At 53.3% G+C, this 14,698-nt stretch carries 12 protein-coding genes; 1 reads left to right on the top strand and 11 read right to left on the bottom strand.

Annotated features, from left to right (window positions below):
* Position 1: 1 nt before the first annotated feature.
* The 5 genes from EDF78_RS21710 to chaB form a co-directional block, all read right to left on the bottom strand.
* Entirely contained in the window at positions 2-1,054 is a 1,053-nt protein-coding gene (locus EDF78_RS21710) for an ABC transporter permease (RefSeq protein WP_133823881.1), read from the bottom strand.
* Positions 1,054-2,622: an ABC transporter substrate-binding protein gene (locus EDF78_RS21705; protein ID WP_119824980.1), complete on the bottom strand. Its 1,569-nt coding sequence runs from the start codon at positions 2,620-2,622 to the stop codon at positions 1,054-1,056. The genes EDF78_RS21710 and EDF78_RS21705 overlap by 1 nt, the downstream gene beginning before the upstream one ends.
* Before the next feature lie 333 nt (positions 2,623-2,955).
* The gene (locus EDF78_RS21700; RefSeq protein ID WP_133823880.1) at positions 2,956-5,193 is read right to left on the bottom strand and encodes a TonB-dependent siderophore receptor; all 2,238 of its coding nucleotides are present in this window, start codon (positions 5,191-5,193) and stop codon (positions 2,956-2,958) included.
* 265 nt (positions 5,194-5,458) lie between these two features.
* Complete coding sequence (locus EDF78_RS21695) at positions 5,459-6,148, bottom strand: gamma-glutamylcyclotransferase (protein WP_095922203.1); 690 nt, start codon at positions 6,146-6,148, stop codon at positions 5,459-5,461.
* Positions 6,149-6,498: 350 nt separating this feature from the next.
* Positions 6,499-6,732: a putative cation transport regulator ChaB gene (gene chaB / locus EDF78_RS21690; protein ID WP_095922204.1), complete on the bottom strand. Its 234-nt coding sequence runs from the start codon at positions 6,730-6,732 to the stop codon at positions 6,499-6,501.
* A 471-nt stretch (positions 6,733-7,203) separates the two neighbouring features.
* On the opposite strand from chaB, the gene chaA reads away from it, so the two are divergent.
* Entirely contained in the window at positions 7,204-8,304 is a 1,101-nt protein-coding gene (chaA, locus tag EDF78_RS21685) for a sodium-potassium/proton antiporter ChaA (RefSeq protein ID WP_095922205.1), read from the top strand.
* Positions 8,305-8,381: 77 nt separating this feature from the next.
* Here chaA and phoH read toward each other — a convergent pair whose 3' ends face one another.
* The 6 genes from phoH to efeU form a co-directional block, all read right to left on the bottom strand.
* Positions 8,382-9,170: a phosphate starvation-inducible protein PhoH gene (gene phoH / locus EDF78_RS21680; protein ID WP_095922206.1), complete on the bottom strand. Its 789-nt coding sequence runs from the start codon at positions 9,168-9,170 to the stop codon at positions 8,382-8,384.
* 60 nt (positions 9,171-9,230) lie between these two features.
* Complete coding sequence (locus EDF78_RS21675; RefSeq protein ID WP_095922207.1) at positions 9,231-9,647, bottom strand: hypothetical protein; 417 nt, start codon at positions 9,645-9,647, stop codon at positions 9,231-9,233.
* Positions 9,648-9,830: 183 nt separating this feature from the next.
* Complete coding sequence (locus EDF78_RS21670; protein WP_095922208.1) at positions 9,831-10,976, bottom strand: N-acetylmuramoyl-L-alanine amidase; 1,146 nt, start codon at positions 10,974-10,976, stop codon at positions 9,831-9,833.
* Positions 10,977-11,143: 167 nt separating this feature from the next.
* Complete coding sequence (gene efeB, locus EDF78_RS21665; RefSeq protein WP_095922209.1) at positions 11,144-12,439, bottom strand: iron uptake transporter deferrochelatase/peroxidase subunit; 1,296 nt, start codon at positions 12,437-12,439, stop codon at positions 11,144-11,146.
* Positions 12,440-12,595: 156 nt separating this feature from the next.
* Complete coding sequence (efeO, locus tag EDF78_RS21660) at positions 12,596-13,729, bottom strand: iron uptake system protein EfeO (protein ID WP_269812092.1); 1,134 nt, start codon at positions 13,727-13,729, stop codon at positions 12,596-12,598.
* A gap of 38 nt (positions 13,730-13,767) precedes the next feature.
* On the bottom strand, positions 13,768-14,619 hold the full coding sequence (efeU, locus tag EDF78_RS21655) for an iron uptake transporter permease EfeU (RefSeq protein ID WP_133823878.1): 852 nt from the start codon (positions 14,617-14,619) through the stop codon (positions 13,768-13,770).
* Positions 14,620-14,698 lie beyond the last annotated feature (79 nt).

Genomic DNA, 14,698 nt, shown 5'->3' with positions numbered 1-14,698 from the left:
ACTACCGGGTTCGCGGATCGAGCAGGTAAGTAAGCGCGTCAGCCAGCGCATTAAGCAGCACAAAACAGGTGCCGATCAGCAGCGTAGCGCCAAGAATTGCCGGGGTATCCGCGGCGAACAGCGCAGTGGTCAGGTAACGTCCGACGCCCGGCCAGGCAAAGACGGTTTCCGTCAGTACCGCGCCTTCCAGCAGGCTGGCGTAGGAAAGCGTCAGCACGGTGATCAATGTGCCGAGCACATTCGGGAACACGTGGCACAGCAATACCCGCACCCTGCCCGCGCCTTTGGAGCGCGCCAGAATCACATATTCTTTATTCATTTCGCCGAGCATGGATGCCCGCAGCAGGCGCGTGATGCCCGCCATCGACAGCATCGCCAGCACCGTCACCGGTAGCCATAAATGGCTGATGGCGTTGTAGAACATTTCGCGGTCACCAGACAGCCAGGTATCAATCAGCACAAAACCGGTGCGCGGCGTCATGGTGTACATATACAGGTCGTCAAGCCGCCCCGGGCCGCCCGCCCAGTGCAGCACGGCGTAAAACAGCAACAGGCCGAGCAGACTCAGCCAGAAAATCGGCACGGAGTAGCCGAGCAGCGACACCAGCCGCGCGACGTTATCCAGCCAGCTTCCCGGTTTCCACACCGCCAGCAATGCCAGCAGGATGCCGAGCGACCCGCCAAGCAGGATCGCACAGGTTGCCAGTTCGACCGTCGCCGGGAAGGTGCGCATTAAGTCACTGGCGACCGGCTGCGCAGTGATGCGCGAGATCCCCATATCGCCGTGCGCCAGATGATCCAGATAACGGACGAACTGCACCGGCACCGACTGATCCAGCCCTAAATCGCGACGCACCTGCGCATAGGTGGCTTCACTGGCGTGATCGCCCGCCACCTGAAGTGTCGGGTCAATCGGTGCGAGATGGGAAAGTGTAAAGGTGAACGCCAGCAGACCGAGCAATGTCAGCGCCAGCGAAATCACGCCGGTCAGCAAACGGCCTGACCAGCGCCAACCCTGCCGGACGAATCCGGCGGGCGTTGAACTGTCTGTCATTACTTGGTGACCTTGCTGTAGAAGACCATGTCAGGGTTGATGCCCTGCACGTAACCTTTGATGTTGTCGCGAACGGCAATCAGGCTTTTCGCTTGCAGGCCGATCACGAACGGCGAGTTTTTCTGCACTTCCAGTTGCAGCTGACGGTAATCCGCCACGCGTTTAGCCTGATCCGGCTCCGCAATCGCGGCCAGTGTCAGTTTGTTGAGCGCCGGAATGGACCAGTTAGCACGCCATGCCAGCGTTTTGCTGCCGTCTTCCGGGTTGAAGGCAAACGCCGAGGCGTTGGTGTTCGGGTCAAAGTAATCCGGGCCCCATGAAGACATGTAAGCATCGTATTCATGCGCCTTCACTTTGGTGGAAATCTGCGAGCTTAAACCCGGATCAAGTTTCACGGTCACGCCGCCCTGCGCGAAGCTGGCCTGCAATGCCTGCGCGATGTCCAGATACGGCGGCTGGTTAGCCGTGGACAGCGTGAAGCTGACGTTGGTCAGTCCGGCTTTCGCCAGAATCGCTTTAGCCTTGGCCGGATCGTAGGTGTAAGGCGTGTCATTCAGCGCGCCGAGGTAACCTTCAGGCAGGAAAGCCTGATGCACCTGGAACTGATTTTTCATCAGGTCGTGCGCGATGTGGTTGTAATCAAACAGGTAACGCGCGGCTTCCCAGAAGGCCGGATTTCCCAGCGCCGGAGAGGCTTTGGCGTTGAACTGCATGAAGTAAAGGGACGCATACGGCACCGCCAGCGGTTTCACACCTTTCTTGCCTTCGAGCGCCGCCATCTGGTCGGAACCGAGGTTACGCGCCATGTCGGCATCGCCCTGCTCGATCAGCAAACGGCGTGCCGCAGGATCCGGTACGTTTTTGATCAGAATGGTTTTCAGTTTCGGTGCGCCTTCCGGTGAGGTCGGATTGGCGGACAGGATCACCACTTCATGGGGAATGTAGTTACGGATCTGGTACGGACCGGAACCGGCAGAATGGTTGCTCAGCCACTGATGCCCCAAATCGTCAGCGGTGGCATTAGCTTTCACCAGTTTGCTGTCGACAATCGAGGATACCGGCGCAGACAGCAGGCTCAGCACGAATGACGGGCTGACATCGGCGGTCCAGCTGATTTTCACATGCTGGTCATCGACTTTGGTCAGGAATGTATCGACGTTTTTATCGGTCCAGCCCAGCTGCGTCAGAATGAAGGAAGGCTCAAGATTCAGCTTCACCACGCGCGACAGTGAGAAAATCACGTCATCGGCGGTCAGCGGATTGCCGCTGGCAAAAGTGGCTTTCGGCGACAGCGCAAACGTCAGGCTGCGGTTATCTTTACCCGCTTCCCAGGAGGCGGCCAGTGTCGGTTTTAAATCGATCGGATTATTCGGGTCAGACTGCACCAGACGCTGATAAATGTTATTGAAAGCCTGAACCGTGGTCAGTTCGAAGCCCTGCGCCGGGTCAAAACTGGAGGTGTCATCGATGGATTGCGCGATAACCAGGGTATCCGGCGGCGTGGCAGCCTGCACAGAGAAAGTAGCCGCAATAGCCGTGAACAGGACGGACGGTAATAAAGCTTTCATCAAGACAGACTCTCCAGGGTAGCGAAATTGCTATTCAAGTTAGCCCACATAATTCGAGTTGCAGTAACGCGGCAAACGAAGGGATCCCGATGAGCTTACATGAGTAAGTGATTCGGGTGACTGAGCGCAGCCAACGCATCTGCGGCTCGAAGTATGTCGGGTGAGTGAGTGTAAAGTTTCTTCAACCTACCAGAAAGTCTGATAAATACTATCGTTATGCAAATTTTGCATAACGTTATCTGATTGGTTATTAAAGCGTCGGAATGCGGGCTGGCGGGGAATTGTTACTGTACAAATGCGAACGCCTCCCCGGTGAGGAGGAGGCGTAAATCATCAGAAATCGTAGGTGGCGGAAAGTTTAAATTCGCGCGGATCGCCCTGGGTCAGATAACCCCCTGTGGCCGATGCCCAGTATTTCTCGTTGGTGACGTTTTCCAGATTTGCACGCCAGGTCAGGGTGTTCTGCCCTACCGGCATCGCGTAGCGCAGGCCGAGATCCAGACGTGTCCAGCCGTCCACTTTCAGCTTGTTCGCTTCGTCAGCATACTGCGAGCCGGAGCGGATCACTTTACCGGTGGCGGTGACACCGCTGCCACCGGGAATATCCCATTCGCCGCCCACTACCCACTGGTAATCCGGCACGCCAACGGCGTCGTTGCCGTCATAGGCTCCGCCCTGCGTTTTGGTCATTTCCGGGTTCATCCAGGTGATGCTGCTGTTAAGGCGCACGCCGGTGACCGGTTCGCCGAAGACATTCAGCTCAATCCCGCGGTTACGCACTTCGCCATAGTTACCGTAGGTATAACCGTCGCCTGTGGCACGGTACATGCCGATCGGCTTTTTGATCTCATACAGCGCCAGTGAACCGGCAACGCGACCGAAATCCGCTTTAACGCCCACTTCGTTTTGTTTGGAGGTTTCGATACCGGTGACCTGTCCGCCGTTACTGACCACCAGACCGTTGTAAGTCGTACCGGCCGTTTCACCTGCCTGCAACGCTTCAATGTGGTTGGCGTAGAAGGAGTAGTGTTCCCACGGTTTCACCACCAGACCAAACGCCGGAGTAACTTTCATTTCGTCGAACGAGGTGTTTTCAGAGCCGTCGTAGTTGTAGTTTTTGACCACAACATTCTGACGACGCAGACCGGCGATAAATTGCAGACGGTCGTCGAGCACGGACATGGTGTCGGAAAGTGAAACGCCATAGCTACGGGTACGGTTGCGCACCGCAGGATCGCTCATATCGCCGCCGCTGTAGAGATTGGTCAGCGGTTCATCCACATGGGAAGGATCGTAAATATTGGTATTAATGGAAGCCGCGGTCATGGTGTACGCGGTTTTGTATTTACGGTAAAGCGTCGACATGCCGAGGTTGATACTGTGGTTAACAAAACCGGTATCAAATTTGCCGCGTACGCCCGCCTGAGAGGAGAAGCTGTCCGCAAAATAAGGCACGGTCATGCGGCTCATTGTGGCGTTACCGTCGTTGTCCTGCAGGGTCGGCGAGCTGTATTTACCAAATTCATGCGTATGGTTAGCACCGGCGGCGGCATATACCGTCCAGTTGTCGGCCACATCGTATTCGCCTTTCAGCATGCCGAACTCGTTTTCCATATCGGTCGATGCGTATTTCTGACCGTAGTTGCCGGTCGCAGAAGGCACATCAGGAATTTTGCTCGCGTTACCCAGATACACCACCGGACGGCCACCGTGCACCGTCGTTTTGCTCATCCCGAAATCCAGAGATGAACGGAAGCGATCGCCACGGTAGTCAAGGCCGATGGATCCCAGCGTCAGACGGCGTTTTTCATCATCAATCGCCGTTTCACCTTCGCGGTGAACAGCATTGACGCGCACGCCCCACTGGTTGTTGTCACCAAAACGACGCCCCACATCCACCGCGCCGCCGACCTGCGAAGAAGAGGTGTAATCCACGCTCACGCGGTTAATCGGGGTATCGGTGGCACGTTTTGGCTCGATATTGACGTTGCCGCCCACGCCGGTGCCGCCTGGCGGTACACCGTTGAGGAAGGCGCTTGAACCTTTCAGTAATTCAACACGATCAGCGAATTCGGTCGGTAACAGCTGACGCGGCAGCACACCGTACAATCCGCCGTAAGAGATATCGTCGCCGGAAAGCTCAAAGCCGCGCACCACGAACGTTTCTGAATAGTTGCCGTAGCCGTAACCGGTCTGCACCGAGGCGTCATTATTCAGCACGTCGCCCAGCGTACGGGTTTGCTGATCCTGCATCAGTTTGTCGGTGAAGCTCACGACGCTGAACGGCACATTCATCGCGTCCTGTTCACCGAGGATCCCCAGACGTCCGCCGTTGGCGATTTGTCCGTCCAGATACGCCGGTACCGTGTCGTTGCCGCCAGATTTAAAAGTCTGTGGCGCGGCTTCAATGGTGATGGTGTCGCCGGTTTTAGCAGTGGACGCGGTGGTTTGTGGTGTGGGGGTTGCCGCGATGGCCGGTAACGCTAACCCGCTCAGCGCGGCAGAAATCACCACCGGCAAGACTTTACGGGCAAAGGCTGGAGTGTGAAGGATTTCACTTTTGGTGCGCATGGTAATTCCCTGAAAAAGTTCAATCGTGAATGGTAATAATTATCATAACGATTCGAATTATGCTGATTGACAGAGCAAATGCAATCAACTTTTCAGGGATAACGTCAGGGTAAACAGGATGTTAATGCGGATATTTTATAAGGATTAGGAATTTTATTATTGGAAGGGATTCTAATTAATTGAATTCAGAGAAATATCACGCGGGAGGATGAATCAGCAGGCTGCCCGCCAGTGACGCTCAGCCTGAAATAGCGGTTCAGATTTTTTAACTCAGGCCCGGCACATCAAAGCCCGGAGAAACAGAAAGCAGCATTCTCACCTGCTTGACCAGCTCACTCATGCAGTCGTCACGCATGCCGTAGCTGTTCAGCTCTTTTTCCAGCGCAAACAGGTACTGCGCGTTGGTGCCAAGCGGGCCGCTGGCCTGCGCAATCAGAGGCGCAATGACCTGATAATCGGTATCCGCCTCATACTGCGGATGGGACGCATCCATGATAAATACCAGCGCCGTGACTTTGCGGCCATCATCAAGATCCAGTTCGCACCAGGTCGGCCGGTAACAGCCGGTCAGCATTTCGCGCTTCCACAGCAGTTCGAGTTCTTCGAGGAGTTTGTCTTCCGGCAGGCGGAATGCCAGCCCGGTGGTCTGTCCGCCATCGCGCAGCGCCAGCATACGCCCCGGTTGCGCGTGGGTACCGCGCCCGGACGTCAGACGTAAACAGAAAGCACGGTGATAACCATGAAGCGTGGCGGGACGCGCCTCTTCAGAATCAAAAACCGGGTTCCACATCAGTGAACCGTAACCAAAAATCCACACCGGACTGTTATCCGGGCGACGCGCCAGCGTACAACCTAATGAAGCCGCGCGTTGTTCAGGGGTCAGTAGCATCGATTCATCAATGCTGCCGAATGCTGTTTTGCAATCTGCGTTACGCAGGAAATCTCGAGTTAACATTCATTCCCCCTTCGGTACGACGTACTTTTGAACATGCCATGCTGTTAACGCTGTGTTCTCCGTTATCGTGGGTCGTGGTTTTGAGATATATCGGACAATTTTCGCCTCTGCTTGAGGGGGCGCGCAGGTTTATTAAGAAATTTAGTATCACCCTGCTTGCTGAAACCTTATTCGTTTCTTACGTTGCAATCAAGGTTGAGAGGGATCACAAAACGAAAATAAAGTGATTATTTTATGAACATTGTATGAATGTTGACATTTTGAGGGGGATAAGACAAAAAACAGGAAACCAAAGCGTGCGGCGTGAGAAAGATCGGCAGGCCGGGATTTCCCCTCACCTGCCGTCAACATCAGGATTTTTTAGGATGCCACTTGTCATCATCCCCTTTTTTGTACCCATGCTTCACCGCCGCCCAGGCCACTTTGTGGGCGGTTTCTTCACGGGAACTGTCACCCTGACGGTCTTTGGATTTAGCGTATTCATCCCACGCACTGTTGAACGCTTCCTTATAGATGTCCTGCGCATGGGCGGGCAGCACATTGCGGACGGAATCAGGCAACGCTGAGCGATTCTGATAAGGCATAGTGATCTCCTTTTTCATGACGTTCATGATCGTTACATTCTTTATGTGCTGAGTCTGAGCACAACATTAAGTCTAGCTGCTACCCTCAGAGGATCCTGCCAGATTATTCTTGTTATCAGGTACCTGAACGCCCTTTTTCGCCCTGAGATTGTGCGGGTATAGGGGGTATTTACATAAATTGACGCATAGCCGCCATAAACTCATCATGAATGATCAGTGCATTGTTTTTAAATGACTTATTTTCTTAACATGAAAAATTAGCACGCCACTTATCATGGTTTAAAGCAAATTATGCATCATTAAATGATGGCTATGTGGCGATTTTGTTCCTAACCCTGATTTTATTCTGTTAATAGATTAATTTATCTACTATACTTAACGGGTTAGACTTTTATGCTGCTATGCATTTTGCTGACAACTGACAGACAGGCGGTTGTTATTACGTGAGCGTTTATAAGGAGAATAATCATCATGGTGTCTTCACAGGAACATCCAAAAATCAAAACCCGCCATCAGGAATATTCCCTGATTTTTCCCATTGCAGCACTTATCGTTCTCGTCCTCTGGGGCAACAGCAGTAATTTTGGCGCTGTTGTCGGCATCAATTTAATCGCGCTGGTCGGTATCCTCGCCAGCGCGTTCAGCGTAGTCCGTCATGCAGACGTACTGGCACACCGTTTGGGCGAACCCTACGGGTCACTTATTCTCAGCCTTTCCGTGGTAATCCTCGAAGTCAGCCTGATTTCCGCCCTGATGGCGACGGGTGATGCCGCACCGGCGCTGATGCGTGACACATTATTTTCGATCATTATGATTGTGACGGCCGGTCTGGTGGGCGTCGCCCTGCTGCTTGGCGGGCGCAAATTTGCGACGCAGTATGTCAATCTCGGCGGCATCAAACAGTATCTGATGGCGATTTTCCCGCTGGCGGTGATCGTGCTGGTACTGCCTGCCGCATTGCCTGCCGGTAATTTCTCGACGACGCAGGCGCTGTTTGTCGCAATGATTTCAGCCGCCATGTACGGCGTATTCCTGCTGATCCAGACCAAAACCCATCAGAGCCTGTTTATCTACGAGCATGAAGATGAAGGCGAAGAAGACGGCCACGGTAAGCCCTCGTCCAAAAGCAATCTGACACATACCTTGTGGCTGATCGTCCACCTGGTGCTGGTGATCGCGGTGACCAAGTTCAACGCCAATCCGCTGGAAAGCCTGCTGACGGAACTGAACGCGCCTGCACAATTCACCGGCTTCCTGGTCGCGTTACTTATTCTTTCACCGGAAGGTCTGGGCGCCCTGAAAGCAGTACTGAAGAATCAGGTACAGCGTGCGATGAATTTATTCTTCGGCTCCGTGCTGGCGACTATTTCACTGACCGTTCCGGCCGTGACCGTGATCGCCACCCTGACCGGTCAGAACCTGATTTTCAGCCTGGATCCGGCAAACATTGTGGTGATGCTCGCGGTACTGATTTTGTGTCAGATTTCGTTCTCGACCGGCCGTACCAATGTACTGAACGGGACTGCGCATCTGGCGTTGTTCTGCGCGTATATGATGTTAATTATGTTGTAACGCCCTCGCCTTCCCCGTGAGGGGCACAAACAATAAAGGCCGCTCATTTGAGCGGCCTTTTGCATTGTGATGACGGTTTATGAATACGCGTTCAACGTTCTCTGGCACAGCTCGGAACGGACGCAATCCTGCTTATCAAACTTAATGATGCCGACCATCTCGTCTTCTTCGAAGCGGGAAAGTGCATCGCTGAGCCCCGATACTACGCCGCGTGGTAAATCGCACTGGGTAATATCACCGTTAACAATGACCGTCACATTTTCACCGAGACGGGTCAGGAACATTTTCATCTGGCTGGCCGTGACGTTCTGGGCTTCGTCCAGAATCACCACCGCATTTTCGAAAGTGCGTCCGCGCATATAGGCGAATGGCGCAATTTCTACTTTCCCTATTTCCGGTCGTAAGCAATATTGCAGGAATGATGAACCCAGACGACGTAATAAAATGTCGTAGACCGGTCGGAAATAAGGCGCGAACTTCTCAGAAATATCACCGGGCAGGAAACCGAGATCTTCATCGGCTTGCAATACCGGGCGTGTCACAATAATTCTGTCGATTTCTTTGTGAATTAATGCCTCTGCCGCTTTCGCAGCGCTGATAAATGTTTTGCCGCAGCCTGCTTCGCCGGTAGCAAAAATTAACTGCTTATTCTCTATGGCTGATAAGTAATGACCTTGAGCTTCAGTACGCGCTTCGATGACGGACGTATCGCGACTGTCGCGAGCCATGCCGATCGATTCCAAACCGCCCATCTGTACTAATGACGTCACAGATTCTTCCTCACGCTGGCGGTGACTGCGTGAATCATTACGAATAACACGTTTTGCTTCACGACGAGCTTTGATCACTGCTTTCTGTCTTCCCATAGTGGCACCTTACAGTTTGATTCACTTAACGCTAAGGCATAATGCCCGCACGGTTATGTTTCACTCACAAATGAGGTTTTGGTCTCCTTTTAGACCAAGTGAAGCCAATGAATAACGTGAAGAGGAAAAGAAACCAAAAAGATTAACCGGTAATTTTTTGGCTGTTTTCTGTTCACGAGGAGGCATTGCCAATATCGTCAATAATGACAAACCGCTGACCCATATAATGAAATTTCCAGAATAAAAGCCAATGATATTCACATCATTTTCATAAACATTTAAGGGGTCAGTTAAAGAACAGGGTAGAGGTTGTGTGGATGAGAAATGTTGTAAAAAGCGGCAGGGAAATGCTGAAAGTAAAAGTGGATATAACAGAGAGTCGGAGGCCTTATCCTCGTTTGCATTTAAGCGACGACAACGAGTAAATGCGTGAAGCATGTTATTTTCTGTCAACAGCCCAAACAAGGACTTTACCATTCGCGCTCCCCGCAGTGTTATTAACGGCACCTGCCGTACACCTCGTGAAAACTACCGCTTATAAATGTCAGTATAATGACAGCTGAAACATTTGCGTTACCAAAATGTAAAAAAGTTTGTAGCCGTCGTCAACCGGATCGTGAAGATCTTTTTCAGATCCTCTTAAATCGCGCTGAATTTCTCTCAGCTCAGCAGATTGTTTTTCTTTTCATTGATGAAGTAACTGTTAATCCCTTCCGCCAGCGCGCGTGCCATTTTCTCCTGAAAAACAGGCTCGCCCAGCAATTTTTCTTCCTGCTTATTGGTAATAAACGACGTCTCCACCAGCACCGACGGGATGCGTGGCGATTTCAGCACCGCGAAACCGGCCTGCTCCGGATGGGGGCTGTGCATGTGATGCACCCTGATAATATTGGCGGCCAGATGGCGGCCAAAATCCAGACTGCGGTGAATGGTTTCGTGCTGGTCGAGATCAAACAGCGTTTCTTTAAGGTATTGATCATCAGTCTTAAAATCGTTGTCGTACAGCACATCGACACTGTTTTCACTTTGCGATAAATAGCGTGCCATCGCACTGCCCGCGCCGTGTTCTGACAGCGCAAACACTGACGCGCCGGAGACCTGATCATTGGTAAACCCGTCCGCATGTATCGAGATAAACAGATCCGCTTCATGCTGATGCGCCAGACTGACACGGTGATACAACGGGATAAATACGTCATCCTGCCGCGTCAGTACCGCGTGAATGCCGTGTTGCTCGTCAAGCAAGGTTTGCAGCCTTTTGGCGATATGCAGCACCACATGTTTTTCATAAGTGCCTTCATTGCCGATCGCCCCCGGATCCTTACCGCCGTGGCCGGGATCGATCATCACCAGCAGCGGTTTCTCCGCCCGCGGTGTGGTGGTCGTGACGGGCAGCACCTGCGCGGCATTCGCTTCGCGTATCGCCACGTTCAGCACGCCGTTTTCCGTACTGCGCGTAATCTCAGGTTTACCGTCCACCTGCAATACAATGCGCGCCACGTCCGGGCTGAAGTGAGCAATCCTCCCCTCCTTTACCCATGAAAATTTCTGCCGGACCACGGTCAGCGCATGTTCCAGTTCCGGTGGAAATGACACCATCGGCATATCAATCACCACCCGTTCCGGCGCACTGAGCATAAACACCCGGCAACGTTTATCGCCCGCCGGTAGCGCGAGACGGATCTGGCTGGCGTCCGACGTCATGGTGATGCGCACGGCTTTTTGCGCCGCATACAGGCGCGGTGCCGTCAGGGAAAGTCCGATGCCGAAAATCAGTAATTTTCTGCGGGATTGATTGATGCTCATAACAGTCTCAGGCAGGCAAGATGATAAATCAGGACGACGATTTATCATCATGACATTGCTGAGGTTTTTTGGAATGAAGCGGAGTATTAACAGAAAGTGAATTGCGTAACCAGGCGTAAAAAGGATGTCTGGTGTCAGGTTCCCCCTTCGCAGGGGGAGGCGCAGTATCAGGCTTCGATCAAAGATTGTCCGAGATAATGATTTTCGTCTTTATTCCCCGGCAGCGTGAAGAAAAAACCGCCGCCGTTGGGACGGATGTATTCTTCCAGAGCTTCGCCGTTCAGGCGTTTCTGCACGGTCAGGAAGCCTTTCTCCAGATCATGCTGATAGCAGACAAAAATCAGTCCCATTTCCAGTTGCCCGGCATTGGTCACACCCAGCGAATAGCTGTAGCCACGGCGCATCATCAGGCTGTCTTCGGTCTCTTTGGTACGCGGGTTCGCCAGCCGGATATGCGAGTCGAGGTGGATGACTTTACCTTCCGGATCTTTACTGTAATCCGGCACGTCGTGCTCTTTTTCCATCCCCAGCGGCGCGCCGGTAGCCTTGTCGCGCCCGAAGATCGATTGCTGCTCCTGCAACGGCGTACGGTCCCAGGATTCCACCCTGAACGGGATCAGACGGGTGACCTGATAACTGCCGCCGAGCGTCCAGGCCGGTTCGCCCTGACCGTCTGTCACCCAGATGGCTTTATCCATCAGCGGCTTATCTTTGGCATCCGGATTGGCGGTACCGTCTTTGAAGCCCAGCAGATTGATCGGCGTTTCTTTACCCTGACTGCGGGCGGCATGGGAGGAAATAAAGCCGTCACGACGCCAGCGCACGCTGAGTAAATCCGGCGTGTACTTGATGATGTCACGCAGCGCATGCACCACAGTATCGCTGTTGTTGGCGCAGATTTGCAGGGACAGATCGCCGTGACACAGTTTGGCGTCGAGGGAGTCATTCGGAAACCGCGTCATGCGCTGTAATTTCAGCGGCTTATGTGGCGCTAAGCCGAAACGTTCATCGAACAGCGAATCCCCGACAGACAGCGTCATGGTCAGGTTATCCGGGTAGATTTCAGCGCCCATTACGCCGGAATCCATCGGCGGGAATTTCGGATCCATTGATGGCGCGGTGCCGCCTTTCGTGAGAAAAACAAACCGGCTGTCGAGCAGGCGGAACAGGCGTTCCAGCTCGGCTTTGCTGGTCGCCAGCACGTCGAAAGAAACCAGCATCATGGACGCCTGCTGCGGCGTTAAAATGCCTGCCTGATGTTCGCCGTAATAAGGCTGTTTGCCCCAGCGTTCATCGGGGGACACCGTGCCCGGCGTGTACTCTTTTTTTGCTCCGGGTGTTTTCTCAGCTTGCACCGTGGTGGCGCCGCCCAGGGCAAATGCCCCGCCTAACAATCCCACGCCTTTCAACAAGCTGCGGCGGGAAGAGGAAACGTCATCCTGATTATTGTTTTTGTGACTCATTGCTATGCCTCGGTGTGACGCTCCTCCCCCTGCGAAGGGGGAGGCCGGGAGGGGGTATTAATGGCAAAACAGGGGGTTATGCACACTTTGGCCACTGAATTTTACTTTAATACCCCACCCCAACCCTCCCCTTCGCAGGGGAGGGAGCTTAAGATATTAATCCAGACCTAAAACACCGCGCAGTTTAGCCAGATCTTCTGCCAGCGTGGTGATTGGCCCTTTCATTGCGTTACGGTCTGCATCGGACAGTTTTTCGTAATTCTCGTAACCGTCTTTGGTTTTGTATTTATCCAGCAGCGCATCGACGGTTTTAAAGTTGGCGTCGATTTTATCCAGCAGCGGTTTGTCGGCCTTTTCCAGCAACGGACGCAGCAGGTTAACGATTTTCTGTGCGCCATCAAGGTTGGCACGGAAATCCCACAGGTCGGTGCGGCTGTAACGGTCTTCTTCACCGCTGATTTTGCTGGCCGCCACTTCTTCGATAAGCCCTGCTGCGCCGCCAACCACTTTGCTTGGCGGGAAAGTCAGGTCAGTGATGCGTTTTTGCAGATCAACCGTGTCGGTATACAACTTGTCAGCAAACGGTCCGGCGCCTTTAGTGGTTTTATCCGCGAAGAGGATTTTCTCCAGACGGTGGAAACCGGTGAAGTTAGGATCTTCGGCTTTTTTCTCGAAATCATCTTCACGGGCATCGATGCTGCCGTCCAGATCAGAGAACAGTTCGGCGATCGGTTCGATGCGCTCGTAGTAAACACGGGTTGAGGCATACAGCGCCTGAGCTTTCGCCAGATCGCCCTGCTTCACCGCGTCGGTAAAGGCTTTGGTGTGGGCAACCAGTTCAGCCACCTGCTGCGTGACATACACTTTGTATTCCGCAATCGGGCCGACCAGCGCCATGGCGTCAGGCTTACCGGAGGCTTGCGCGCCTTCTGCCGTCACGGTCAGTTTACCTTTTGGATTGCTCAGCAGGCCGCAGGTCATGTCGTATTCGCCCGGCTCAAGGTTAGCCGTCATTTTCTGCGTGAAGCCCGGCGCCACGTTTTCACGTTCTTCCACCACCATCACGCCTTTCAGAATTTCCCATTCCAGGTTTTTCTGGCTGTTGTTATGGATAACAAACTGAGTTTTACCGGCGGGTACGGTCAGCGCCATCGGTTCACATTGTTTGTCGTTAACGGCAATTTTAACCTGACGAACATCGGCAGCCAGCACGTGGGTGCTCAGCGCAAAGGCCGGCAGGGACAACAGTGCGATCTGTAAAGCTTTACGGCGAAAATGTGGCATGTACAACTCCGTGGCTAACGCAAAGTGATGAAAAGTTTATGAAATCAACGTGGTGTTTTTTGCCCGGCAGAGGCCGGAGCGGCGACAGGATTTTTGCCCTGTGGCATAAAGAACAGAAACAGCGCAGGGATCAGATACAGGAAATACACGGCGACTTCACTGACGGTCGGCGCTTCCTGATAGCCAAACATGCCTTCCAGCAAGGTGCCAAATAATGAGTGCGTGGATAACGTGCCGCTGAGATCAAAGGCGATGTCCTGCATCTGATTCCACAAACCGGCTTCGTGGAAAGCCCGGATCGCGCCAGCGGCCAGACCGGCGGCGACAAACAAAATAAACAGGCTGGTCCATTTGAAAAATTTCGCCAGATGCAGTTTCACGCCGCCGTAATAAATCAGGAAACCGAGCACAATGGCGGCAGCCAGTCCCAGCAGCGCGCCGATCGGTGCTTCGATACCCACATCCTGCTGGAATGCGGCGAGCAGGAAAAACACCGATTCCAGCCCTTCACGCGCGACGGCAAAAAACACCATGGCGACCAGCGCCCAGCCCTGCCCGCGGCCGGAATTCAGCGCATTATCAATCGCGCCTTCCAGATACACTTTGATGGAGCGCGACACTTTGCGCATCCAGAACACCATATACGTAAGAATGCACACGGCGACCACGGCCACGATGCCTTCGAACAGCTCCTGCTGTTTTTGCGGAAACTCGCCGGTGGTGGCATTGATAAAAAGACCGAGCGCCAGACAAAGTGCGGCGGCGATGAAAACGCCAATCCAGACCACACCGAGCCACTGCCCGCGTTGCGTCCGTTTGAGATAGCTGGCAATCAGGCTGACGATCAGTGCAGCTTCCAGCCCTTCGCGAAACATAATGAGAAACGGAACGAACATGTTGGAACTCCCGGCCCCGAATTCTGGCGAATCACAGAATCTGTAAGCTCTCTGTAAAGAAAAGTAAAAAGAAACGATA

The sequence above is a fragment of the Rahnella sp. BIGb0236 genome, from assembly GCF_004364755.1.
Taxonomy (GTDB): Bacteria; Pseudomonadota; Gammaproteobacteria; order Enterobacterales; family Enterobacteriaceae; genus Rahnella; species Rahnella victoriana.
The sequence above is the reverse complement of the archived record's forward strand: the minus strand, read 5'-3'. Positions and strand labels throughout refer to the sequence as shown.

Excerpts from the sequence above, each read along its gene's own strand:
- EDF78_RS21705 (WP_119824980.1), bottom strand. The coding sequence starts at position 2,622 with ATGAAAGCTTTATTACCGTCCGTCCTGTTCACGGCTATTGCGGCTACT.
- EDF78_RS21675 (WP_095922207.1), bottom strand. The coding sequence starts at position 9,647 with ATGGTAAAGTCCTTGTTTGGGCTGTTGACAGAAAATAACATGCTTCAC.
- efeB (WP_095922209.1), bottom strand. The coding sequence starts at position 12,439 with ATGAGTCACAAAAACAATAATCAGGATGACGTTTCCTCTTCCCGCCGC.
- EDF78_RS21670 (WP_095922208.1), bottom strand. The coding sequence starts at position 10,976 with ATGAGCATCAATCAATCCCGCAGAAAATTACTGATTTTCGGCATCGGA.
- EDF78_RS21710 (WP_133823881.1), bottom strand. The coding sequence starts at position 1,054 with ATGACAGACAGTTCAACGCCCGCCGGATTCGTCCGGCAGGGTTGGCGC.
- EDF78_RS21695 (WP_095922203.1), bottom strand. The coding sequence starts at position 6,148 with ATGTTAACTCGAGATTTCCTGCGTAACGCAGATTGCAAAACAGCATTC.
- chaB (WP_095922204.1), bottom strand. The coding sequence starts at position 6,732 with ATGCCTTATCAGAATCGCTCAGCGTTGCCTGATTCCGTCCGCAATGTG.
- chaA (WP_095922205.1), top strand. The coding sequence starts at position 7,204 with ATGGTGTCTTCACAGGAACATCCAAAAATCAAAACCCGCCATCAGGAA.
- phoH (WP_095922206.1), bottom strand. The coding sequence starts at position 9,170 with ATGGGAAGACAGAAAGCAGTGATCAAAGCTCGTCGTGAAGCAAAACGT.
- EDF78_RS21700 (WP_133823880.1), bottom strand. The coding sequence starts at position 5,193 with ATGCGCACCAAAAGTGAAATCCTTCACACTCCAGCCTTTGCCCGTAAA.
- efeU (WP_133823878.1), bottom strand. The coding sequence starts at position 14,619 with ATGTTCGTTCCGTTTCTCATTATGTTTCGCGAAGGGCTGGAAGCTGCA.